Origin of the sequence: Falsiphaeobacter marinintestinus, from assembly GCF_007923355.1 — a bacterium.
In the GTDB taxonomy this organism is placed as follows: Bacteria; Pseudomonadota; Alphaproteobacteria; order Rhodobacterales; family Rhodobacteraceae; genus Phaeobacter_A; species Phaeobacter_A marinintestinus.
Map to the genome: position 1 here is coordinate 22,577 of NZ_VOGO01000001.1, position 20,946 is coordinate 43,522.

Genomic DNA, 20,946 nt, shown 5'->3' on the forward strand with positions numbered 1-20,946 from the left:
CAAATCCATCCGCACTCTCCCAAGCCTGCTCGTCAGCTCATAGTGAGGTCAATCTTTGCAGTTCGGCAATCAACACTGCGAAGCGTTTCTCCCGGAATCGACAGTACAGCCGTTTGTCAGCAATTCGGGCTCACGGAACGGGCCTGACAAGTTGCGACGATACGTGCACTGCCAGTGGCCGTCAGCCCATCGCCCGATCAAAGGCCTCGACAATGGCGTTTGCCCGACGGGCAACCTCGTCCACGGCCATACCCGGCGTGTAAAGCGCTGACCCGATGCCAAAGCCGTCCGCGCTGGCCTGCAGCCAGTCGGCGAAATTCTCGGGCCCTGCCCCGCCAACCGCAAACACTTGCGTGCCTTGCGGCAAGACCGCTCTCAACGCTTTTAACCCATCAGGTCCGGCCAGAGTGCCCGGAAACAGCTTCAATCCGGACGCCCCGGCCCGCAGCGCGGCAAAGGCTTCGGTCGGGGTGAAAATGCCGGGCCAGCTTTGCAGGCCCAAATGGCAGGTATGTGAGATCACGATCGGATCGCAATTCGGGGAAACGATCAGCCTGCCCCCAGCGGCCGCAACCGCATCGACCTGTGCTGTTTCAAGTACCGTTCCTGCGCCAATCAAAGCCCTGTCGCCCAGCGCATTGGCCATAGCGCGAATACTGTCGATTGGGTTGGGCGAATTCAGTGGAACTTCGATCCGTTCGATCCCAGCGGCGACCAGAGCTGTTGCGATCGAAACCGCCTCGTCCGGGCTGATGCCCCTTAGTATCGCGATAATGGCGCGGCTCATGTCTGTGTCTCCAATGTCATGCGGGCGGCGATAAGGCCCGCCAGCGTCATCTCTGTCCCACTCAGCGCTTGCGCCGGTACGCCCTGGCGGGCCAGAGCCTGGACATAGATGCCCGCCAACGCGTCTGCCCCGATCACGGCAACCTGCTGCCCCAGCCAATAAGGGCGCGCTGCGGCCAGTTCTGTTCCGATCAGCATCCCCGACAGGCGGGCACGGGCGCGGTCCGGGTCCTGCCCGTCCAGCAAGTCCCCCGCCCGCAGCCCGAACAACCGGGCTGCCAGCCTTTCAGGCCGCGATAGGGTCTCATCCATAGCCTCTGCAAATGCGTCCTGATCCCAGCCATCGCCGATTGAGTGGCGCAGCACGGATGCGGTCGACAACAAATTGAAAAGTTCCCCGGTCATGAAGGTTTGAAAGCTAACTACCTCATCCGCGCTGATATGCGCCCATTTCGTGTGGGTGCCCGGCAGGCAGATCACGCCATCCCAGCCCGGATTTAACGACAGAAACCCGGCGATCTGGGTTTCTTCGCCGCGCATGACATCTGCCGGCTTTGCCTGTTTCAGACCCGGAACGACAAACACCCTGAATCGATCCGTCGTGTCCGGAATCCGCATCGGTGTCTTGGGCATCGGCGTCGTTGGCACCGCCGCATATGGCACTTCGAACCAGCCTTGTCGCGCGCCCACCATGCCACAAGCGACGACGTCAACCGGAGCAGACCCGCACCAGTCGCCCACCAGTTCCACAAGGGCAGGTTCAAAATCGTCCTTACTCAATTGGCCCATACCGTTGTCCGAGGTTGCGCGGGCTACAACCTCGGTCCCATCCATCGCCCAGGCCCGCAGATGCGAGGTGCCCCAGTCAACGGAGATCCATTCAGCGTTCACAGTCATCCCTTACCCCGACACCACAACGCCGCCATCGACGGCCATGCACTGACCCGTCATCATCCGGCTGGTGTTGGACGCAAGAAACAACACTGGCTCGACAATATCCGCAGGCGCCAGATGCTCTTTCAGACACTGGCGCTCCAGATGTCCGGCCAGATCTTCCGGGGTGGCCCACAGGTCCAGCTGCTTCTGGGTCAACACCCAGCCCGGAGCCAGCGCATTGACGCGAATCCCGCGCGGCCCCAGCTCGCGTGCCAGACTGCGGGTCATCCCTGTAATGGCGGCATTTGCCGAGGTGTAAGCCGGGTATCCAGCATTGCCCATGATATAACTGATCGAACTGAAATTGATGATCGCCCCGCCATCCGTCATCTGACGGGCGGCTTCCTGACAGGCAAAGAAATACGCCTTCAGGTTCACCGCCATCATCCGATCCCAATACTCTTCGGTCACCTCGTCCAACGAATGGCGTTCGTCATTAGCGGCATTGTTGACCAGAATATCGATTGGGCCATGTGTGCGGGCAACGTTCTGCATGGCCGCGCGAAGCTGACTGACATCCGCGATGTCGCCCTGAACAAACAACGGAGCCTGACCATGTTTGGCTGCCATTTCGGCGACGAAATCACCGGCGTCCGATCGTCCAATGAACCCGACGCGCGCACCCTGCGACAGGAACCCATCTGTCAGGGCCGCTCCAATTCCGGACCCACCACCCGTGATAAAAACAGACTGTCCCGCAAGGTCGCGAAAACTGGCATGACTTTCCATTGATGGTCCCTCCTCATGACACGCTCTTTATGGGCAGCTTCGCACGTCAGTACCAGACAGCAAAACGGCCTTCAGGCCGGAAGAGGTCCCCCTTGCCATTACCCTTTGGCAATAAAGGCCGTCGCCTCGATTTCAAGAAGCGCGTCATCTTCGATCAAGTCGCTGATCACGATCATCGACATGGCCGGGAAATGTCGACCAAACACCTTGCGATAAACTTGGCCGACCTCGCGCTGACGGGCCAGATATTCGGCCTTGTCCTTAATGAACCACGTCAGACGACCAACATCTGACACATCCCCACCAGCCGCGCGCACGATGTCGGCAATATTGCTCAGCGCCTGCTCCATCTGGCCGATGAAATCATGCGACACAAACACTTTGTCCTTGGTCCAGCCGATCTGACCTCCGACATGCAACGTTCCATCCGGCATCAGCATGCCGTTGGCGTACCCAAGGGCCGGAGCCCATCCTTCGGGATGGATAACTTCTGGTTTCATTCTGCCCTCTCCTCCTTTGTCGTGATCCGTGTCGCAGTGCTGCCCGATCAGGTGACCCAGGACACGACCTGATACTTTGGGTCGCGCCACAAGTCTTGATTTATGACCTCGCCTATAACCTCGGCAGCCCGGCGCACATCGTCTTCGTCCAAGTATAGCGGTGTAAAGCCAAACCGCATGATATCAGGTGCGCGGAAGTCGCCGATCACGTCCCGGTCACTGAGGGCCTGTATAACGGCATAGCCATGCTGGAACGCAAAAGACACCTGAGAGCCACGCTGGTTTGCATCCCGCGGTGAAGCAAGAAGCAGATCCGGGCAACGGGCTTCGACCTCGGCAATGAACAGATCCGACAACCCAATGGACGCGGTGCGCAGGTCGGCCATGTCGACACCGTCCCAGACATCAAGGGCGACATCCAGAACCGACAACTGCAGGATCGGCGGCGTTCCAACCCGCAACCGTTCGGTCGACATGGCCGGGCGATATCCGGTCTCCATGGCAAACGGCGCATCATGGCCCAACCACCCCGACAACGCCGGCTGCACATCCAGGATCAGATCAGGTCGCGCATAGATGAACGCAGGCGCACCGGGGCCGCCATTCAGATACTTGTATGTACAGCCCACTGCGAACTCTGTCTGGCTTGCGGTCAGATCGACAGGAACCGCCCCGGCACTATGCGCAAGATCCCAGATCATCACGGCCCCGGCGGCATGCGCCCGGCGCGTGATCGCCTGCATGTCATGCATCCGCCCGGTGCGATAATCGACATGGGTCAGCATCACCACGGCGACCTCGTCAGTGATTGCCTCGGCCACATCTTCGGGCGCAGGCGTGTGCAGGTCATAGTCTTTGTCGATGGTGCCGATCAGCCCCTGCGCCATGTACAAATCGGACGGAAAGTTGCCATTATCGGACAAAATAACCTTTCGTCCGGGCCGCAGCTTCAAAGCAGCCGCCAGCGCCTGATAAACTTTGATTGACAGAGTATCGCCAGTTGCAACCGACCCGGCGGGTGCCCCGATCAAACCACCGATCCGGTCGCCGATCTGTTGCGGCATCGACATCCAGCCAGCCGTGTTCCAGGCCCGGATCAGGTCCGCGCCCCATTCGCCCTGCATCGTTGACGCCACCCGGTCAACTGCACCCTTGGGCAATGGCCCAAGGGAATTGCCGTCAAGGTATATCACCCCATCGGGCAGTTCGAACCGGTCCTTGCGAAACACACTTGCCGTCATAGTCACAACTCTCCGCGCAAATGCCAAAGTTCTGGAAACAATTCGACGCTCAGCATCTTGCGCAGATACTGAACCCCCGATGTGCCGCCGGTTCCACGTTTGAACCCGATCACCCGCTCGACTGTCGTCACGTGGTTAAACCGCCACCGGCGAAAATAGTCTTCCAGATCGACCAGTTTTTCGGCCAAATCGTACATTGTCCAAAAGGTGTCGACGTTCTCGTAAACCGTTTTCCACCGCGCCTGGATCTCGGGCACCGCCGCATGCGGCGACATCAACTGCGGCGCTGGCACGTGGTCCTCATGCCCATCGACGGTACGAAACAACAGGCGCACGACCTCATCATAAAAACTGGGCCGCGCCAGTTCATCTGACAGCAACTTATGGACATCCGGCACGTGTTCATGTGGCTTCAGCATATTCGGATTGCGATTGCCCAGCACGTATTCAATCATCCGGTACTGATAGGACTGAAATCCGGAAGACGGCCCGAGCGCTTCGCGAAATGTCGTGTAATCAGCGGGTGTCATGGTGCGCAGTACATCCCACGCGTTGTTCAGCTGTTCAAAAATCCGGCTCACCCGGGCAAGCATCTTGAACATCTGCGACGTGTCACCGGCAATCAGCGCATCCCGGGCCTGGCTCATTTCGTGAATAGCCAGCTTCATCCACAGCTCACTGGTCTGGTGTTGGATGATGAACAGCATTTCGTCTGGGGCCGTGCTGTGGGGATGTTGCTGATCGAGCAAGGTATCCAGCTTCAGGTAATCCCCATAGGACATTGCATCGGCAAAGCCCATTTTGGCGCCTTCATTACCCGGGTCATAGGGCTGGCTGCTCATTCCGCATCCCTCAGTCTAAAGCGCTGAATCTTGCCGCTCTCGGTTTTGGGCAAGGCTTTGGCAAAGATGATCGAACGCGGATATTTATAGGGCGCAATCATCGCCTTCACATGGTCCTGCAGCAGTTTGACAAGCGCCTTGCTTGGGGCTTCGTCGCCCCCTAACACCACATGCGCTTCGACAATTTGCCCGCGGTCGTCATCGGGCACCCCGATCACGGCGCATTCAGCCACCGCGTCATGCGCCAACAACGCCGCTTCGACTTCGGGACCGGCAATGTTGTACCCGGCCGAGATGATCATATCGTCGCTGCGGGCGGCAAAGCGGAAATACCCGTCACCGTCCATGACGAAGGCATCCCCCGTGATGTTCCACCCGTCGCGAACATACTCGTCCTGCCGTTCGCCGCGCAGATACCGACACCCGGTTGGGCCACGCACCGCCAGTTGCCCGACCTCGCCCGGCGCAACCTCTGCCCCATCCGGGCCAATCACCCGCGCCTGATACCCCACCACGGGTTTGCCTGTGCAAGCGGGTTTGTGATCTTCGAACCTGTTGGTGATAAAGATATGCAGCATCTCGGTCGCACCGATCCCGTCCAGCATCGGCTTGCCGGTCTTGGCCTTCCATTCATCGTACACTGGCGCTGGCAAGGTCTCCCCCGCCGACACGGCCGCCCTGAGCGAGGACAAATCCGCGCCCTCATCCATCGCCCGCAACATCGCGCGATACGCAGTCGGAGCCGTAAAGCAGACGGTGGCCTTATACTTCTCGATGATCTCGATCATGTTGGGCGGAGTCGCGGCCTCAAGCAACGTCGCCGCCGCGCCGAACCGCAAGGGAAAGATCGCCAGCCCGCCCAGCCCAAAGGTAAAGGCCAAGGGTGGTGATCCAACAAAGATGTCATCCGGTTGAACCTTCAGCACTTCGCGGGCATAGCCATCGGCGACGATCAAAAGATCGCGGTGAAAATGCAGTGTTGCCTTGGGGTTACCGGTGGACCCTGATGTGAACCCAATCAGGGCCACGTCATCCTGGCTGGTCTCGACCGCCTCGAAACCCACCGGTTTTTCCAGTGCCAGCCGGTCAAGTTCGGCGTCGTGATTGGCAGTTCCGTCAAAGCCGACAACGGTGTTCAAATGATCACTCATCTTCGCGCAGGCGGTCATTTCGTCCATCAACCGCGTGTCGCACAGAGCGTGGGTGATTTCGGCCTTTTCGACATATTTTGCCAGCTCGCCCGCCCGCAGCATCGGCATCGTGTTGACCACAACCGCCCCCGCCTTGGTGGCCGCCAACCAGCAGGCCACCATCGCCGGATTGTTGGCCGACCGGATCAGCACCCGGTTGCCGGGCCGCACCCCCAGATCATCGACAAGCACATGCGCCAGCCTGTTGGTCCAGTCCGCCAATTCCTTGTAGGTGCGCCTACGCCCATTGCCGATCAGCGCTGTGCGGTCGCCAAACCCCTGCGCGACCATGGCATCGGTCAGCGCGACACCGGCGTTCAACCGATCAGGATAATCGAACCCGCCCAGCAGCAGGTCAGGCCAGCTGTCAAAAGCGGGCAGGTTATCGCGGGTAAACGTGTCGGTGTGGGCAGAGGGTTGCAACATGCTCAGCCTCCCTGATGCGTGGAAAGAGCCTGACGGGCAATGACAACGCGCTGCACGTCGGATGCCCCTTCGTAAATCCGCAAGGCTCTGATTTCGCGATACAGCTTTTCGACGGTCTCACCCGATTTCACGCCGTCGCCACCATGTAACTGTACGGCCTTATCGATGACGACCTGCGCCTGATCGGTGGCAAACAGCTTGGCCATTGCCGCTTCGCGTGTGACGCGCGGTGCGCCGCTGTCCTTGGTCCAGGCCGCGCGGTACACCAGCAAAGCGGCCGCATCCACATCCAGCGCCATATCGGCGATATGCCCCTGCACCATCTGCAAATCAAACAGCGGTGCGCCCTGAACATGGCGCGTCGTCACCCGCTCCAACGCCTCATCCAATGCGCGGCGCGCAAATCCCAACGCCGCCGCCGCGACGGTTGAGCGGAACACATCCAGAACCGACATCGCAATCCGGAACCCCTGCCCCGGCTCTCCGATCATGGCACTGGCCGGAATCCGACACTCACTAAACCGCAACGTCGCCAGCGGGTGCGGTGCAATCACATTCAAACGCTCGGTGACCTCAAACCCTGACACCCCGGCGGGCACAATGAACGCCGACAACCCTTTGGCCCCGGGCGCTTCGCCAGTGCGCGCAAACACCGTATAAACATCGGCAATCCCACCATTCGAAATCCAGGTCTTTTCACCGTTCAAAACCCAAAAATCACCATCTCGCGTCGCGGTCATCGTCGAATTTGCAACGTCCGACCCGGATTGGGGTTCGGTCAACGCGAAAGCCGAAATCGCGTCACCCGCACGGGTCCGCGTCAGCCATTCCGACTTTTGCGCCGCGCTGCCAAACAACGAAATCGCACCGGTGCCCAACCCCTGCATCGCAAAGGCAAAATCTGCCAGACCGTCATGTCGCGCCAGGGTTTCGCGGATCAGGCACAAAGATCGCACATCCAGCCCTGCGCCAGTCACAGGGTCAACTGCCGAATGCAACAGAAACCCGGCCTCTCCCAGCATTGCCACGATCTGTCGGCAAGCCGCATCGGTATCCGAATGATCCACCGCACCCAGATACGCCCCGGCCCACTCATCCAGTCTTGCCGCCAAGTCGCGATGCCGCTCTTCAAAGAAGGGCCATGTCAGAAAACTCTTGTCAGCCATGTCGCACCATTTCCGCTTCTTTCTTGTTTCAAATACCTTGGGGGAGTCGCGCACAGCGCGGCGGGGGCAGCGCCCCCTTCATTCTGTCAGTCGCCTTCAAACACCGGTTTCTCTTTGGCGACAAACGCGTGGTAGGCACGATGGAAATCCTGCCCCTGCATGCAAATCGCCTGTGCCTGCGCTTCGGCCTCGATGGCCTGATCCAGCCCCATCGACCATTCCTGCGCCAGCATCGTCTTGGTCATCATGTTGGCAAAGCCCGGCCCGGCAGCGATGCGGCGCGCCATGTCCTGCGCAGTTCCCATCAAATCGTCCGCCTCGACCACCCGGTTGAAGAACCCCCAGTTCAGGCCTTCTTCGGCCGTCATCGCCCGGCCCAGATACAACAGCTCTGCCGCGCGGCCTTGCCCGATGATCCTCGGCAGGATCGCGCAGGCGCCCATATCGCACCCGGCCAGCCCGACGCGGTTGAACAGAAATGCGGTCTTGGCGCCGGGTGTCGCCACCCGCAGGTCCGACGCCATCGCGATAATCGCCCCGGCTCCGGCACAGATCCCGTCCACGGCGGCAATAATCGGTTTACCGCAGCCAATCATCGCCTTGACCAGATCGCCGGTCATCCGGGTGAACGCCAGCAACTCTTTCATGTTCATTTTGGTCAGCGGCCCGATGATGTCATGCACGTCCCCGCCGGAACTGAAGTTGCCGCCATTGGGCGCAAAGACCACGACCTTCACATCATCATCGTAATGAAGATCGCGAAACCAGTCGCGCAACTCGGCGTAGCTGTCAAAGGTCAGCGGGTTTTTCCGTTCGGGCCGGTCCAGAGACACAGTGGCAATGCCATCCTCAATCCGGCAGCTGAAATGGGTCACGTCCTGTCGCATATCTACTCCTGTTCTTCCAAGGCGGCCGTAAGATGGTCCAAACGCAGGATCATCCCATCGATATCATCGGCATTCAGCCCGCCCAGTATTTCGTCAATCCAGGCCTCGTGGGCCGTTGCGTGGTCGTCGAACAGCGCCTGGCCCTTTGGCGTCAACCGGACGCGGTTGGCACGCCGATCCCCTGGCACGGCCACACGCAGTGCCAGACCTTCTTCGGCCAGTTTGTCGACGATGCCTGTAATGTTGCCATTCGACACGCGCAGCATTTTTGAGATTTCGCTCATCTTCAGACCGTCAGGCGCGCGGGATAAAGCCGACATCACGTCAAACCGTGGCAAGGTCCAATTGCAGTTCTGACGCAGGCGGCGGCGCACCTCGTCCTCGACCATGCTGCTGGCCTTGAGCAGTTTCAACCACAGCCGCAGCCGTTCCTTCGAAATCGGCTCGGATTCCGGTTCGCTCAGTGGGTTCGCAGTCATATCTCTCCCCCCGATAGCGACAACGCATGCCCATTTACCGATCGTGCCGCGTCCGAGCACAGCCAAACAGCAGTTCCGGCCACTTCGTCGGTCTGGATAAACCGTTTCTGCGGGTTGCCCGCGACCAGTGAGGCGCGCGCCTTGTCATCGCTCATCCCGGTTTTTTCGATGATGTTCACGATCGAGCGGTCCAACATCGGCGTGTCGATGAACCCCGGACAGATCGCGTTGACCGTGACCCCACTGCTCGCCAGTTCCAGCGCCAATGCCTTGGTGAGCCCGACAACGCCGTGCTTGGCGGCGCAATAGGCCGAGACATAGGAATACCCCTTCAACCCGGCGGTCGATGCAATGGCGATCATCCGCCCCCACCCAGCGGACTTCATGTCCGGCAAGGCTGCCTGCCAGACATTGGCCACCCCTATCAGGTTCACCGACAGCATGGATTGCAGCATGTCCGATGACATCTTTGCAAAGGGCACGCTGTCGGCTGCCCCCGCATTGGCGACAACGATCTCGACCGGGCCGTTCAGCCCGCGCGCCTGCCGGAACGCCGCTTTGACGGCGACGTCATCCGTAACATCACACGTCACCCAACCAATGAACTTGTGCTGTTTTGCAACCTCGCGCAACGGCCCTTCGCGCCGTCCCATGACAGTGACTTTGGCCCCGGCATGCGCCAGTTGCTGGGCAATCTCGGCCCCGACGCCAGTGCCGCCGCCCGTGACGATGGCGTGTTTTCCCTCGATGCTCATACCCGGATCATCTCTGCATCCCGATCCGCAAGACGCCAGGCCTGATCGCGACCTGCCTCATATGGCAGCGGCCATACCGCGTGCCGGTCGCCAATTTTGGCCGCTTCGTGCAGCGTCCAGTACGGATCGGCCAGATGCGGGCGACCGATGGCGACCAGATCGGCCCGGCCAGCCATCAGGATCGAATTGGCATGGTCAGCTTCATAGATATTGCCAACGGCCATGGTGCTGATCCCGGCCTCGTTACGGATCCGGTCCGAAAACGGCGTCTGGAACATCCTGCCATAAACCGGCTTGCCCTGGGTCGAGGTCTGACCCGCAGAAACATCAATGATGTCCGCGCCTGCGGCGCTGAACGCTTTGGCGATCTCGACCGCCTCTTCCGGTGTGACACCATTTTCCGCGACCCAGTCATTGGCCGAAATCCGCACCGACATCGGCTTGCCTTCGGGCCAGACGGCACGCATGGCGCGGAACACTTCCAACGGATACCGCAGTCGGTTTTCCAGACTGCCGCCATAGTCATCCACGCGCTGGTTCGACAGCGGAGAGATAAAGGACGAGATCAGATAGCCATGGGCGGCGTGCAGTTCGACCATGTCGAACCCGGCCCGTTCGGCCATTTCAGTGGCTGCCACAAACTGAGCTTTTATCCGATCCATGTCGTCCCGGCTGGCGGCCTTTGGCGTGGCGTTGGTCGCGGACCATGGAATGTCCGACGCCGAGATCAGATCCCAGTTTCCGTCTGCCAGCGGCTGGTCCATGCCTTCCCAACCCAGGTTGGTCGACCCTTTGCGGCCCGAATGCCCGATCTGGCAACAGATCGCAGCCTGCGTTTCGGCATGAACGAACGACGTCAGCCGCGCCCATGCTGTTTCATGCTCGGGCGTATAAAGGCCCGGACACCCCGGCGTGATCCGCCCTTCGGGCGACACGCAAGTCATCTCGGTGTAGACCAGCCCGGCCCCGCCTTTGGCGCGCTCGCCATAATGGATCAGATGCCAATCGGTCGGACAGCCATCGACGGCTTTGTACTGTGCCATAGGCGACACCACCAAACGGTTCTTCAGCTCAAGATCGCGCAAAGTATAGGGCGCAAACATCGGTACCCGCACGGGCGCATCGCTGGACACGCCAGATTGCGTCTGGAACCATTTCTCGGCTGACTCCAGCCAATCCGGATCGCGCAACCGCAGGTTTTCGTGACTGATCCGCTGCGACCGGGTCAGCAAGGAGTAATTGAACTGCACCGGATCAAGGTCGAGGTATCGTTCGACCTGCTCAAACCATTCAAGCGAATTGCGTGCCGCCGATTGCAAACGCAACACTTCCAGTCGGCGTTCTTCCTGATAGCGCTCAAACGCGGCTTGCATCGTTGGTTCCGAATGCAAATAGCTGGCCAGCGTGATCGCGCTGTCAAACGCCAGACGCGATCCTGACCCAATCGAAAAATGCCCGGTGGCTGCGGCATCGCCCATCAGAACCACGTTGTCGTGGTGCCAGTTTTCACAGATCACGCGCGGGAAGTTCATCCAGACCGCCGAGCCACGCAGGTGGTCGGCGTTTGACATCAGATCATGCCCGCCCAGATGGGCCTCGAACACCTTGCGACAGGTTTCGACAATGTCCTCTTTGGACATATCCGCAAACCCCCAGTTGTCCCAGGTGTCTTGCTGGCATTCGACGATGAAGGTCGCTGTCTGGTCATCGAACTGATAAACATGCGCCCACATCCAGCCGTGCGGTGTCTTTTCGAAGATAAACGTGAATGCATCATTGAATTTCTGATGTGTGCCAAGCCAGATGAACTTACATTCGCGCACGTCGACATCCGGCTTGAACTGATCGGCAAAAACCGACCGCGTGCGCGAATTGATCCCATCGCAGGCCACCACAAGATCATAGTCGTCCTTAAAGGTCTCTGCGGTGTCGAACTCGGCTTCAAACCGCAATTCCACACCCAGTTCCAGCGCGCGTTCTTGCAGCAAGCTCAGCATCTGCCGCCGACCGATCCCGGCAAACCCATGTCCACCAGACACCGTGCGCACACCGTCATGAATGACGGCAATGTCATCCCAATAAGCAAAGTGATCGCGAATTGCCTTGGCGCTTTTGGGGTCGTTTTCTTCCAGATTTTCAAGCGCATCATCGGACAGCACCACACCCCAGCCGAATGTGTCGTTGGCCTTGTTGCGCTCGAAAACAACCACGTCATGGGACGGGTCCCGCAGCTTCATTGAGATTGCAAAATAGAGCCCCGCAGGCCCGCCACCCAAACACGCAACACGCATGGTTCACTTCCTTTCGACGACAGACCCAAAATGGCCAACCGAACACGGATCAGCCTAGGTGAGTCGCCTATTTGCTTCAAGTTTAAAATATCGATGCATGAATTAGTTTTAGTTCTCCGCCGATCACAAAAAAAACCCGGCGCCAGATCTGGCGCCGGGTTTTGCAGTGTTTCAAGTCAACGGTTCAGGCCGTTGCCACAGCACGGTCAGGCGCAATGCGGGCTGTCAGACTGCCAGCGATGTTGTGGGATATGCTTGGAGTGGGCCGCAGCATACCGCGCTTCTTCCCACTGCTTTTTCCACGCCCGCCAGTCATGCAGTTCAGTATCCGGCGCCACACGCGACCGGGCAACGAAGTCGGGAAAATGCGAGCGACCTGTCGGTTGCCCGGATACGTTGAACCGAATGTCGAAAGACCAGCGATAGCCGTCCGACGTGTTGGGCCCCGCGCAATGCGGCGTCAGCGGATCGATCAGAACAAGGCTTCCGGCCTTGACCTCGATAGGAACTGCGCGGTCCTGCTCGATGAAGGGATCTGCAATCGCCGTCTGGGTCTTGGGGCAATGTGGATACATCTGGGCCGGTGGATTTGGGATGACCTGTAAGCACCCGTTTTCAACCGTCGCATCCGTGATCGCGATCCACACCGTCAGAATGTCGGTGTCATCCGCCTCTTCATGGCCAACCCCGCGATCCTGATGCCAGTCAGTCGTTGTGATATGCGCGCGTAGTTCACCCTCGGGCACTTCGTTTTGCGGTGGCTTGATACGTACGTGCTGGATCGGGTTTGAGGTCAGTTCGCCCCCCAGAAGGCTTTCGGCGACATCCAGCACGTTGGGATGGGTGAGCAGCCCGAATACGGCCGGACCGAAATGAAATGGCGTATCTTCCGTGATATCCGCGTGCGGCAACGAGATATCAAGCGGTTGAAACCACTCCAGACCCGCTGCCCGCACGTGATCCAGCATCTCAAAGAACGACAGCCCATCCGGCGGATCTGCGACCAGACCAGCCGCGTGCCAATCGTCATAAAGCCGGCGCAAGGCATCGCTGTATTCGTCGTGCACCGCCTGCAATGTCGCCGCGTCGACAGCCTCCGGAACGACAAGATACCCTTGCGTCCGGAAGGCTTCGACTTGCGACGCAGACAGCATGATCGCCCCTTAAAGCAGCACGGTCACAATTGACGGCCAGACCAGCAAGATAGTGATCGCAAACACCTGAATCCCGATGAAAGGCAGGAAACCACGGAAGATGTCGGTCAGCGAGATATGCGGCGGCGCCACGGATTTCAGATAGAACGCTGCCGGTCCAAACGGAGGTGACAGGAAACTGACCTGCATGTTCATACAGAACAAAACTCCGAACCAGACAGACAGGTACTTAGCATCCAAAATCCCGATGAAACCAATCTCTTCAATCGGCAAGCGCTGCACAATGGGCAGAAACACAGGGATGATCAGCAAAACGATGCCCACCCAATCCATGAAAGCGCCCATGAACAGCAGGATCAGCATCATCACCAGCAAGATGCCCATCGTCGGCAGATCTGCACCAATGATCATATTGGCCACATAAGTCGGACCGCCAGCGATGGTATAGGCCCCGGCCAGCGCTGCTGCACCGATGGTCACCCAAATGATCGTACCGGTTGATTTCAGCGTCCGCATCAAGCTGTCCCAAACCAGATCGAACGAGGCTTCTCCGCGGAAAATGGCAAGGATCAGAACGCTGATCGCCCCCATGCCGGCGGCTTCGGTGATGCCGGTGATACCGCCATAGATCGACCCCAGAACAACGCCGATGACAACGATGGGGGCGACAAGCCCCTTGCCCATCGACCAGCCCAAAGCCGACCGTTCACGGCCAAAGGCAAACAGCGCCAACAGCACCGAGATCACGACGATACCAGCAAACCAGGGCACATCGCCCGGCGTGCCCCAACGGATCGCGTCTTCACCTTCGACGTATGTGTTCTGACCCATCATTGTAAAGAACAACGCGCGCAGGAACAGGATCGAACAGAAGCCCGCGACCAGGATGTTAAGGAACGCTCCGAACAGGGCCAGCTTTGCCCGGCCCACAGGTTCCCCCGGAACCGGCTCGGGCAGAGGAGCGTCTTCGGGGCGCAATTGCGTGCGGATAATGATGTAAACGATGAAGAAGCTCGCCAGCATGAACCCCGGAACGAAAGCTCCTGTGAACAAAGCCTTGATCGAGGTTTCCGTGATCAGCCCATAGATAATCAAAACGATCGAGGGAGGGATCATAGTGCCAAGCGATCCGCTGGCGCAGATCGTCCCGATGGCAAGATTTTGATTATACCCCAGCCTCAGCATCTGTGGCAAAGCGATCAGGCCCAGCAGCACGACCTCGCCCCCAATGATGCCGGACATCGCCGCCATGATCACAGCCATGATCGAGGTCACAATGGCGATGCCACCGCGTGTCCCGCTGAGCCAGACGTTCAGCGAAGAATACATGTCCTTGGCGATGCCGGACCGTTCCAGCAGGGCCGCCATGAAGATGAACAGCGGAATGGATATGAGAACATAGTCCGTTAAGAGCCCGTATATCTTCTGCGCCAGAATGTTTAAGGGCCCCGATCCGGGTCTTCCGGTCAGAATGCCTTCGCCAAATGTCCAGGGGGCGGTCATAAGCTGAGGCTCGAACTTCATGACAAGCACAAGGACGGCCAGGAAGGCCGACGCCATGCCCAAGGGCATACCGATGGCCAATAGAATGAGAAGTCCCATAAGAAGGACAATTGAGATCGTGCCGATATCCATTATTTATGCCTCGTCTGGCTGCCTTGAATGGCGCCTCGGGTAACATCCAGGTCTCCGGTGCCTTCTGCCCCGACTGCGGCGCGCAGACGCGCCAATTCATCTTCGTCGATGTCATCGGCTGCGGTATGTATCACCGGCTCGGCGTTCCAGTCGTTGATCAGGTTGAGTATGGACTGAATGGCAACAAGCGTGACGATCAGCAGAACCATCGGTTTCAGCGTCGCCGGGATCGGCGGATCAAAGGCGGTGCCAAACGTCTCCCATCGGTGCATTTTCGAAAACGCTTCGCCATAGCCGCCATAGACAAGGGCAAAGGCGAAAACCACGATCAAAGACGTTGAAATCACGTCGCAGACCCGCTGCCAGAAGCGTGGCATCATGTCATACAACAGGAAGATGCGGATGTGGCTGCGTTGCTGCATGGCGTAAAGCCCGGCGCAGAGAAACACAAAACCAGCAAGCCACAGTGATAACTCGTTCGCCCAAAGCGTCGGCGCTTCGAAGGCATATCGCAGGATCACTTCGTACAGCATGACCGTTGTCAGCAGGACAATCAGCATCATGGTGATCCGGCCGACAAACAGCGCCACACGGTCTAGGGTGCTTTCCCCATCGAACTCCATCGGCGCGCGCCGCACTGTCAGAACGCCAAGGATCATGAAAACGATCATCCCGGTCGCGGCCAAATAGTCGATCCAGTCTGCTTCACCGCCAAAGGGACCGGGCATACCGGGCGTTACATCGTTACGGTGATGCAGTCCGCGCAAGTTGTCGACCTGGCTGGCATCGGGCGGAAACCAATCCAGTGTGAAAGCTGGCAAATGCCAAATGATCCAACCAGCGCATAGAATGAACAGAAGTGGCATGATCCATTCAATAAAGCTTCCGGATTTTTCCTGCATGTGCTCCCCCAGCGCCGAGACATCATCTCGCCCATGCGCCTAGCCTGTATGTCTTAAATTGATCGGGCCCCGCTTGATGCGGGGCCCTTTTGCTTACATCTCGAAGATTAATTTGAGACGAGACCCAGCTGCGTCAGGTAAGCCATGTGTGACTCGACAAGCGCTTTTGCTTCCGGCGTGGTCGCAAACTCGGGCCATGTGGCCTGGGCTGCGGCACGGAACTTGGCCAGTTCTTCAGGTGCCCACTGAGACAGGGTCACGCCCTGCTCACGCAGCATGGCAGCCGCTTCAGCATTGGCCTTTTCAAAGGTCAGAGCCGTGCGCAGAGCCAGCGCCTCGAAGCCAACCTTCATGATCCGCTGATGATGCGCAGGCATCGCGTTGAAGACCTCAAGGTTACAGGCAAGGTGGTCAGACGGCATCGAGTGGAAGCCGGGGAAGTTGGCGTATTTGACGATGTCATACAGACCCAGACCAACGTTATTGGCCAGGCCGGATGCGTCAGCACCATCGATGATGCCGGTTTCCAGCGCGGTAAAGATCTCGGTGAAATCCATCACGATTGGCGATGCGCCCAGCTTTTCAAAGATCTTTGTTTCCATGCCCGGGGGCGAACGGAATTTCCAGTCTTTGAAGTCTGCAACCTTCTCGATTGGCTTGGACGAAGCAAAGCTTTCCTGTCCATAAATCCACCAGCCGATCAGCTCCATGCCGTACTTGTTGTACAGTGGTTTTGCGGCTTCACGCCCGCCACCGTAATACAGCCACGACAGCTGCTGGTAGGGGGTCGCATACCCGCCCATGATATCGCCAACGAACTGGAACGCCGGGTTTTTACCGGTTTGGTAGCCACCGCCGGTAAAGTCGCAGTCCAGAATGCCGGACGCGGCCGCGTCGAACGTCTCGACCGATTTCACAACCGACGAGCTCCAGAACATCTCGACCTGAATTTCGCCATTCGACATCGCCGTGATATCGTCAATGTAACCCTGTGCCAGCTTACCCGATACGGTTTCAGGCGCATAATGCGTCTGAATACGCAGCGAGGTCGTCTGGGCTGCGGCGGGCAGCGTTGTGGCCAGCGCAAGCGCTGTGGCCGAGGCCGCCATGGAAAGCTTCTTCATCATCTTCATTTGGTTCCTCCCTATATTATTAGCCTGTGGTCGGATCCTTGACCCCAGGCGGTAGAATCTTCAAGTTTGGTATGACCAAGCTAGCGACGCCCCTATTTTCTGGCAAGAAAATTGTTGATTTCACATTTTTTTCGATATTTTACTGTTTTCACGGAATTTTGAGGCCAATTTGGGAAAACTGTTGTCCGACCAAAACCTCTTTGAGCAGATGCGCGCCCGGGTCGTGAACGGCGAATTTGCCCCCGGCCAAAGGCTGAAAGCCGAACAATTGAAGGCGGATTACGGGGTATCCGCGTCTACCATGCGCGAAATGCTGTTTCGCCTGTCCACCTTCGGTCTTGTCGACTTTCAGGAACAACGCGGTTTCCGCCTGCCAGAACACTCTGCCGACCTACTGCATGATCTGACCCAGTTCCGCATCCTGCTTGAATGCCAAGGCACGTGCCTGTCAATTCGACTGGGTGATCTGGAATGGGAGGCCCGCCTGTCTGCCGCCCACCACAAGTTAAGCCACATTGAATCGCGATTGTGTGTCGAGGATCTGTCCCCCGAATTTCTGGCACTTTGGACTGGTGCCGAACTGGAGTTTCACCAGACCTTGATCGACGATTGCGGCTCGGACACGCTGAAGCAAACCCATGGCGTCATCTATCAGCGCTTTCGTCAGCAAATGATCGCAACGGACAAGCGGGTCGATTACGTTCCCGAGAACATCAAAGAACATCAGGGCATACTGGATGCCGCGCTGAACAAGGACGAGGATCTGACCTGCAATCGCATCCGCGAGCACCTGTCGCGCAACCTGATCCGACCACTGACGAAAAAGGCGCAGGTCATCGTGTGATGACCCTGCGCCTGTTTCGGTTAGGGCCTGGATCTGAGCAAACCGCTTATCGCCCCATCCAGCCACCATCCACCACAAGGACCTCGCCGTTGACATAGTCTGACGCGGACGAGGCCAGGAATACAGCCGGGCCACCAAAGTCAGCAGGCGTGCCCCAGCGCCCTTGCGGGATGCGTTCCAGAATGGACTTGGACCTGTCTGGATCATCCTGCAAAGCCTGCGTGTTGTCGGTCGCGATGTACCCCGGCGCGATGGCATTGACGTTTACGCCCCTGCCCGCCCATTCATTGGACAGCGCCTTGGTCAGCTGACCAATTCCACCTTTCGAGGCCGCATAACCCGGCACAGTAATTCCGCCCTGAAACGTCAGGAGCGATGCGGTGAAGATGATCTTGCCGCTGCCGCGTTCGACCATGCCGCGCCCGATTTCGCGCGACAGAACAAACTGGGCCGACAGGTTCACCTCGATCACATTGTCCCACATCTCATCCGGATGCTCGGCTGCGGGTTTGCGCTGAATAGTCCCGGCGTTGTTTATCAGAATATCCGGGGCAACCCCGTCATTTTTCAGCTGATCAATGAAACCATGCAAAGCCGCGCGATCCGAGAAATCGCATTGGTAGGCTTTGAAATCGCGCCCCAGCGCTGTCACGGCTTGATCTACGTCACTGCCTGACAACTCTAGCGACGCTGACACGCCAACGATATCCGCCCCGGCCGAGGCCAGCGCCTCGGCCATGCCGCGCCCGATCCCGCGTTTGCACCCGGTAACAAGCGCCGTCTTGCCGCTCAGATCAAAAGCCGAAAGGATGTTCATGCCAATTCTCCTACCTTGATCAGGCTTTTCATCGCGGTCGGGCTGCTGTCGAGCGATTCAAATGCGCTCTGAATATCGGCCAGCGGGCTGACATCGGTGATGATCGTATCCGCATCAACACCGCCGCTCAGGATCGTGGCGATGGCCTTTTCGTAGTCCTCAGGTTCGTACACCCGCGCTCCGATCAACTTCAGCTCACGCCAGAAGAACTGGAACAGGTCGATTTGTGGTTTCTGAGCATGGATCGCAACCATCACGATCCGCGCCCGCGTGGCCGCCACGGCCGTCATCGCATCCACCCCAGGCTGGGTCCCCGACACTTCGAACACCACATCCGCGCCTTTGTCGCCTGTGCGGGCATTGATCACCGCTGGCAGGTCTTCTTCCGCCGGGTTCACCGTGTCGAACCCCAGCTTTTGGGCAATCGCCAGCCGATGCGGGTTCACCTCGGAAATCACCACATTCCCACCAGCATCCCGCGCGACCATCGCCACAAGAACGCCAATCGGGCCGCCCCCAATCACCACAACGTCTTCGCCCGGCTGCAAGCCAGACAGGCGCACGTCGTGGCAGGCCACGGCCACGGGTTCAATCAGCGCGGCATGGTCCAGCCGCAGATCGTCCGGCAAAATATGCAAAGTGTGCGCTGGAACCGTCCAGACCTCTTGCATCGCCCCATCGGTATCCAGGCCAAGGAACTTCAGCTTGTGACAGATATGAAAATGCCCCGCCGTGCAGGCCGGGCATTCGCCACAATGATCCAGCGGACGCACGACCACCTTTTGACCGGCAACCACATTGGTCACACCTGCGCCCACGCTGTCGACGATCCCCGACATTTCATGCCCGATCACCCGGTTCAAACCGACGCGCGCATCCATGTTGCCATGGAAAACATGCATATCGGTGCCGCAGATCCCGCAATAGGCAATGCGGATCGCCGCCTCGCCCGGACCGGGGTCTTGCGGTTTTGCCTGCTCCACCGAAAATGTCCTGTCGCCCCTGTAAAAGGCAGCCGAGATCGTATCAGCGCTCATTTGTGCATTCCTTCATGTGCGGATTTGAGTTTGCCCCAGTCAAACGTCACACCGATGCCAGGCACATCCGGTGCCACGGCCCGGTGGTTTTCGACCACAAGCGGACGGGTTGTATATTGATCGATCGGGAAAGAGTGGACTTCCAGCCAGCCCGCGTTGGGTTGGGCCGACATCAGGCTGACATGCAGCTCCTGCATGCCGTGGCTGCACACCGGTATGTCGTGCTGTCGGCTAAGCTTTGCCACCTGCAACCATCCGGTAATACCGCCGCAATTGCTGGCGTCCGGTTGAATGAAACTGAGCTGGGCCTGATCAAACGCGTATTCGAATTCGTGAATCGTATGCAGGTTTTCCCCCATTGCCAACGGGATTTCGGTCGCTTGGGCGATACGTGCAAACCCCGCGTAATCATCCGGGATCGTGGGCTCTTCGAACCATGTGATGTCAAACGGTTCAAACGCCTTTGACGCGATAATCGCCTGTTCGACGCTCATTGAATAGTTGGCATCAACCATGAACGTGACATCTGGTCCGATCAGGTCGCGCACGGCGGCGATGCGCTCCACATCCTCGGTCAGCGTCGGCTGGCCGATCTTGATCTTCACGCCGTTGAACCCGGCGGTCAGATAACCCCGGACGCTGTCCAACAGCTTGGGCAACGGAAACCCCAGATCGATCCCGCCCGCATAGGCCCGACATCGGTCCGACGCCCCGCCCGCCATCTTCACCAACGATTGTCCGGACCGTTTGCCCCGCAAATCCCACAACGCAATATCCACCGCCGAGATCGCAAACGACGCGACCCCGCCGCGGGCCACATAGTGCACATGCCATTGCATCGCGTCATACAGGTCTTCAACGTCGCTGCTGTCCTGCCCGATCAGAAACGGTTTCAGGTCGTGCTCAATCATTGCAGCGATGGCCCGGCCACCCCGCCCCCCGGTATAGGTGTATCCGGTGCCTTCTTCGCCATTGGCCAGTGTCACTGTCGCTGTGATCAGTTCGAAATGCGTATGATCGCCATGCTTGGCGTCGCTTAGAACTTCGGCCAGCGGGACGTCAAATATCTGAACCCGCACATCGCTGATTTCGGTCATTGCTGTCTTACTCCCCCCACCCCACCGCGACCGTTGGCGCCAGAAGAATCGCTTGCGATTCGAGCCTCAGCCTGCTTTGGTATGACCAAACTAGACTCA

At 58.7% G+C, this 20,946-nt stretch carries 20 protein-coding genes; 1 reads left to right on the top strand and 19 read right to left on the bottom strand.

Translation table 11 applies throughout. The annotated features are described in order from the left end of the window. Nucleotides 1–181: 181 nt before the first annotated feature. The 16 genes from FOY56_RS00130 to FOY56_RS00205 form a co-directional block, all read right to left on the bottom strand. The gene (locus tag FOY56_RS00130) at nucleotides 182–787 is read right to left on the bottom strand and encodes a 2-dehydro-3-deoxy-6-phosphogalactonate aldolase (RefSeq protein ID WP_146343760.1); all 606 of its coding nucleotides are present in this window, start codon (nucleotides 785–787) and stop codon (nucleotides 182–184) included. Next, nucleotides 784–1,683 carry a 2-dehydro-3-deoxygalactonokinase gene (locus FOY56_RS00135; protein WP_146343761.1) on the bottom strand — a complete coding sequence of 300 codons (900 nt, stop codon included), beginning with the start codon at nucleotides 1,681–1,683 and terminating at the stop codon, nucleotides 784–786. The genes FOY56_RS00130 and FOY56_RS00135 overlap by 4 nt, the downstream gene beginning before the upstream one ends. 3 nt (nucleotides 1,684–1,686) lie before the next feature. Further along, the gene (locus FOY56_RS00140) at nucleotides 1,687–2,451 is read right to left on the bottom strand and encodes an SDR family NAD(P)-dependent oxidoreductase (RefSeq protein WP_146343762.1); all 765 of its coding nucleotides are present in this window, start codon (nucleotides 2,449–2,451) and stop codon (nucleotides 1,687–1,689) included. Between the two features lie 98 nt (nucleotides 2,452–2,549). Continuing rightward, nucleotides 2,550–2,951 (bottom strand): RidA family protein, encoded by a 402-nt coding sequence (locus FOY56_RS00145; RefSeq protein ID WP_146343763.1) that lies wholly within the window; start codon nucleotides 2,949–2,951, stop codon nucleotides 2,550–2,552. A 47-nt stretch (nucleotides 2,952–2,998) separates the two neighbouring features. Further along, a complete protein-coding gene (kynU, locus tag FOY56_RS00150; protein ID WP_146343764.1) occupies nucleotides 2,999–4,192 on the bottom strand; it encodes a kynureninase in 1,194 nt (397 codons plus the stop codon). Between the two features lie 2 nt (nucleotides 4,193–4,194). Beyond that, a complete protein-coding gene (locus FOY56_RS00155) occupies nucleotides 4,195–5,034 on the bottom strand; it encodes a tryptophan 2,3-dioxygenase (protein ID WP_146343765.1) in 840 nt (279 codons plus the stop codon). Next, entirely contained in the window at nucleotides 5,031–6,650 is a 1,620-nt protein-coding gene (locus tag FOY56_RS00160; RefSeq protein ID WP_146343766.1) for an AMP-binding protein, read from the bottom strand. The genes FOY56_RS00155 and FOY56_RS00160 overlap by 4 nt, the downstream gene beginning before the upstream one ends. A 2-nt stretch (nucleotides 6,651–6,652) precedes the next feature. Continuing rightward, a complete protein-coding gene (locus FOY56_RS00165; protein WP_146343767.1) occupies nucleotides 6,653–7,816 on the bottom strand; it encodes an acyl-CoA dehydrogenase family protein in 1,164 nt (387 codons plus the stop codon). A gap of 86 nt (nucleotides 7,817–7,902) precedes the next feature. Beyond that, nucleotides 7,903–8,703: an enoyl-CoA hydratase family protein gene (locus tag FOY56_RS00170; protein ID WP_146343768.1), complete on the bottom strand. Its 801-nt coding sequence runs from the start codon at nucleotides 8,701–8,703 to the stop codon at nucleotides 7,903–7,905. Between the two features lie 2 nt (nucleotides 8,704–8,705). Further along, nucleotides 8,706–9,182, bottom strand: coding sequence for a MarR family winged helix-turn-helix transcriptional regulator (locus FOY56_RS00175; RefSeq protein ID WP_146343769.1), 477 nt, complete (start codon nucleotides 9,180–9,182; stop codon nucleotides 8,706–8,708). Further along, nucleotides 9,179–9,937 carry an SDR family NAD(P)-dependent oxidoreductase gene (locus FOY56_RS00180; protein WP_146343770.1) on the bottom strand — a complete coding sequence of 253 codons (759 nt, stop codon included), beginning with the start codon at nucleotides 9,935–9,937 and terminating at the stop codon, nucleotides 9,179–9,181. Before FOY56_RS00180 ends, FOY56_RS00175 begins: the two co-directional genes overlap by 4 nt. Then, nucleotides 9,934–12,228 carry a bifunctional salicylyl-CoA 5-hydroxylase/oxidoreductase gene (locus tag FOY56_RS00185; protein WP_146343771.1) on the bottom strand — a complete coding sequence of 765 codons (2,295 nt, stop codon included), beginning with the start codon at nucleotides 12,226–12,228 and terminating at the stop codon, nucleotides 9,934–9,936. The genes FOY56_RS00180 and FOY56_RS00185 overlap by 4 nt, the downstream gene beginning before the upstream one ends. A gap of 206 nt (nucleotides 12,229–12,434) precedes the next feature. Then, entirely contained in the window at nucleotides 12,435–13,382 is a 948-nt protein-coding gene (locus tag FOY56_RS00190) for a phytanoyl-CoA dioxygenase family protein (protein ID WP_146343772.1), read from the bottom strand. A 9-nt stretch (nucleotides 13,383–13,391) separates the two neighbouring features. After that, nucleotides 13,392–15,017: a TRAP transporter large permease gene (locus tag FOY56_RS00195; RefSeq protein ID WP_146343773.1), complete on the bottom strand. Its 1,626-nt coding sequence runs from the start codon at nucleotides 15,015–15,017 to the stop codon at nucleotides 13,392–13,394. After that, on the bottom strand, nucleotides 15,017–15,919 hold the full coding sequence (locus FOY56_RS00200; protein ID WP_146343774.1) for a TRAP transporter small permease subunit: 903 nt from the start codon (nucleotides 15,917–15,919) through the stop codon (nucleotides 15,017–15,019). Before FOY56_RS00200 ends, FOY56_RS00195 begins: the two co-directional genes overlap by 1 nt. Nucleotides 15,920–16,026: 107 nt before the next feature. Continuing rightward, nucleotides 16,027–17,052: a TRAP transporter substrate-binding protein gene (locus FOY56_RS00205; protein WP_146343775.1), complete on the bottom strand. Its 1,026-nt coding sequence runs from the start codon at nucleotides 17,050–17,052 to the stop codon at nucleotides 16,027–16,029. Nucleotides 17,053–17,233: 181 nt separating this feature from the next. Between FOY56_RS00205 and FOY56_RS00210 the strand changes: the two genes are divergently transcribed. Further along, the gene (locus FOY56_RS00210) at nucleotides 17,234–17,896 is read left to right on the top strand and encodes a GntR family transcriptional regulator (RefSeq protein WP_146343776.1); all 663 of its coding nucleotides are present in this window, start codon (nucleotides 17,234–17,236) and stop codon (nucleotides 17,894–17,896) included. A gap of 46 nt (nucleotides 17,897–17,942) precedes the next feature. Here FOY56_RS00210 and FOY56_RS00215 read toward each other — a convergent pair whose 3' ends face one another. Genes FOY56_RS00215 through FOY56_RS00225 form a run of 3 tightly spaced genes read right to left on the bottom strand, consistent with a single transcriptional unit; the run spans nucleotide 17,943 to nucleotide 20,847 of the window. Then, nucleotides 17,943–18,707 carry an SDR family oxidoreductase gene (locus tag FOY56_RS00215; RefSeq protein WP_146344546.1) on the bottom strand — a complete coding sequence of 255 codons (765 nt, stop codon included), beginning with the start codon at nucleotides 18,705–18,707 and terminating at the stop codon, nucleotides 17,943–17,945. Nucleotides 18,708–18,709: 2 nt separating this feature from the next. Then, on the bottom strand, nucleotides 18,710–19,750 hold the full coding sequence (locus FOY56_RS00220; protein ID WP_146343777.1) for a zinc-dependent alcohol dehydrogenase: 1,041 nt from the start codon (nucleotides 19,748–19,750) through the stop codon (nucleotides 18,710–18,712). After that, nucleotides 19,747–20,847 (bottom strand): mandelate racemase/muconate lactonizing enzyme family protein, encoded by a 1,101-nt coding sequence (locus tag FOY56_RS00225; RefSeq protein WP_146343778.1) that lies wholly within the window; start codon nucleotides 20,845–20,847, stop codon nucleotides 19,747–19,749. Before FOY56_RS00225 ends, FOY56_RS00220 begins: the two co-directional genes overlap by 4 nt. Nucleotides 20,848–20,946: the final 99 nt, after the last annotated feature.

Coding starts and splice junctions, on each gene's coding strand:
- FOY56_RS00130 (WP_146343760.1), bottom strand. CDS start 787: ATGAGCCGCGCCATTATCGCGATACTAAGGGGCATCAGCCCGGACGAG.
- FOY56_RS00135 (WP_146343761.1), bottom strand. CDS start 1,683: ATGACTGTGAACGCTGAATGGATCTCCGTTGACTGGGGCACCTCGCAT.
- FOY56_RS00140 (WP_146343762.1), bottom strand. CDS start 2,451: ATGGAAAGTCATGCCAGTTTTCGCGACCTTGCGGGACAGTCTGTTTTT.
- FOY56_RS00145 (WP_146343763.1), bottom strand. CDS start 2,951: ATGAAACCAGAAGTTATCCATCCCGAAGGATGGGCTCCGGCCCTTGGG.
- kynU (WP_146343764.1), bottom strand. CDS start 4,192: ATGACGGCAAGTGTGTTTCGCAAGGACCGGTTCGAACTGCCCGATGGG.
- FOY56_RS00155 (WP_146343765.1), bottom strand. CDS start 5,034: ATGAGCAGCCAGCCCTATGACCCGGGTAATGAAGGCGCCAAAATGGGC.
- FOY56_RS00160 (WP_146343766.1), bottom strand. CDS start 6,650: ATGTTGCAACCCTCTGCCCACACCGACACGTTTACCCGCGATAACCTG.
- FOY56_RS00165 (WP_146343767.1), bottom strand. CDS start 7,816: ATGGCTGACAAGAGTTTTCTGACATGGCCCTTCTTTGAAGAGCGGCAT.
- FOY56_RS00170 (WP_146343768.1), bottom strand. CDS start 8,703: ATGCGACAGGACGTGACCCATTTCAGCTGCCGGATTGAGGATGGCATT.
- FOY56_RS00175 (WP_146343769.1), bottom strand. CDS start 9,182: ATGACTGCGAACCCACTGAGCGAACCGGAATCCGAGCCGATTTCGAAG.
- FOY56_RS00180 (WP_146343770.1), bottom strand. CDS start 9,937: ATGAGCATCGAGGGAAAACACGCCATCGTCACGGGCGGCGGCACTGGC.
- FOY56_RS00185 (WP_146343771.1), bottom strand. CDS start 12,228: ATGCGTGTTGCGTGTTTGGGTGGCGGGCCTGCGGGGCTCTATTTTGCA.
- FOY56_RS00190 (WP_146343772.1), bottom strand. CDS start 13,382: ATGCTGTCTGCGTCGCAAGTCGAAGCCTTCCGGACGCAAGGGTATCTT.
- FOY56_RS00195 (WP_146343773.1), bottom strand. CDS start 15,017: ATGGATATCGGCACGATCTCAATTGTCCTTCTTATGGGACTTCTCATT.
- FOY56_RS00200 (WP_146343774.1), bottom strand. CDS start 15,919: ATGCAGGAAAAATCCGGAAGCTTTATTGAATGGATCATGCCACTTCTG.
- FOY56_RS00205 (WP_146343775.1), bottom strand. CDS start 17,052: ATGAAGATGATGAAGAAGCTTTCCATGGCGGCCTCGGCCACAGCGCTT.
- FOY56_RS00220 (WP_146343777.1), bottom strand. CDS start 19,750: ATGAGCGCTGATACGATCTCGGCTGCCTTTTACAGGGGCGACAGGACA.
- FOY56_RS00225 (WP_146343778.1), bottom strand. CDS start 20,847: ATGACCGAAATCAGCGATGTGCGGGTTCAGATATTTGACGTCCCGCTG.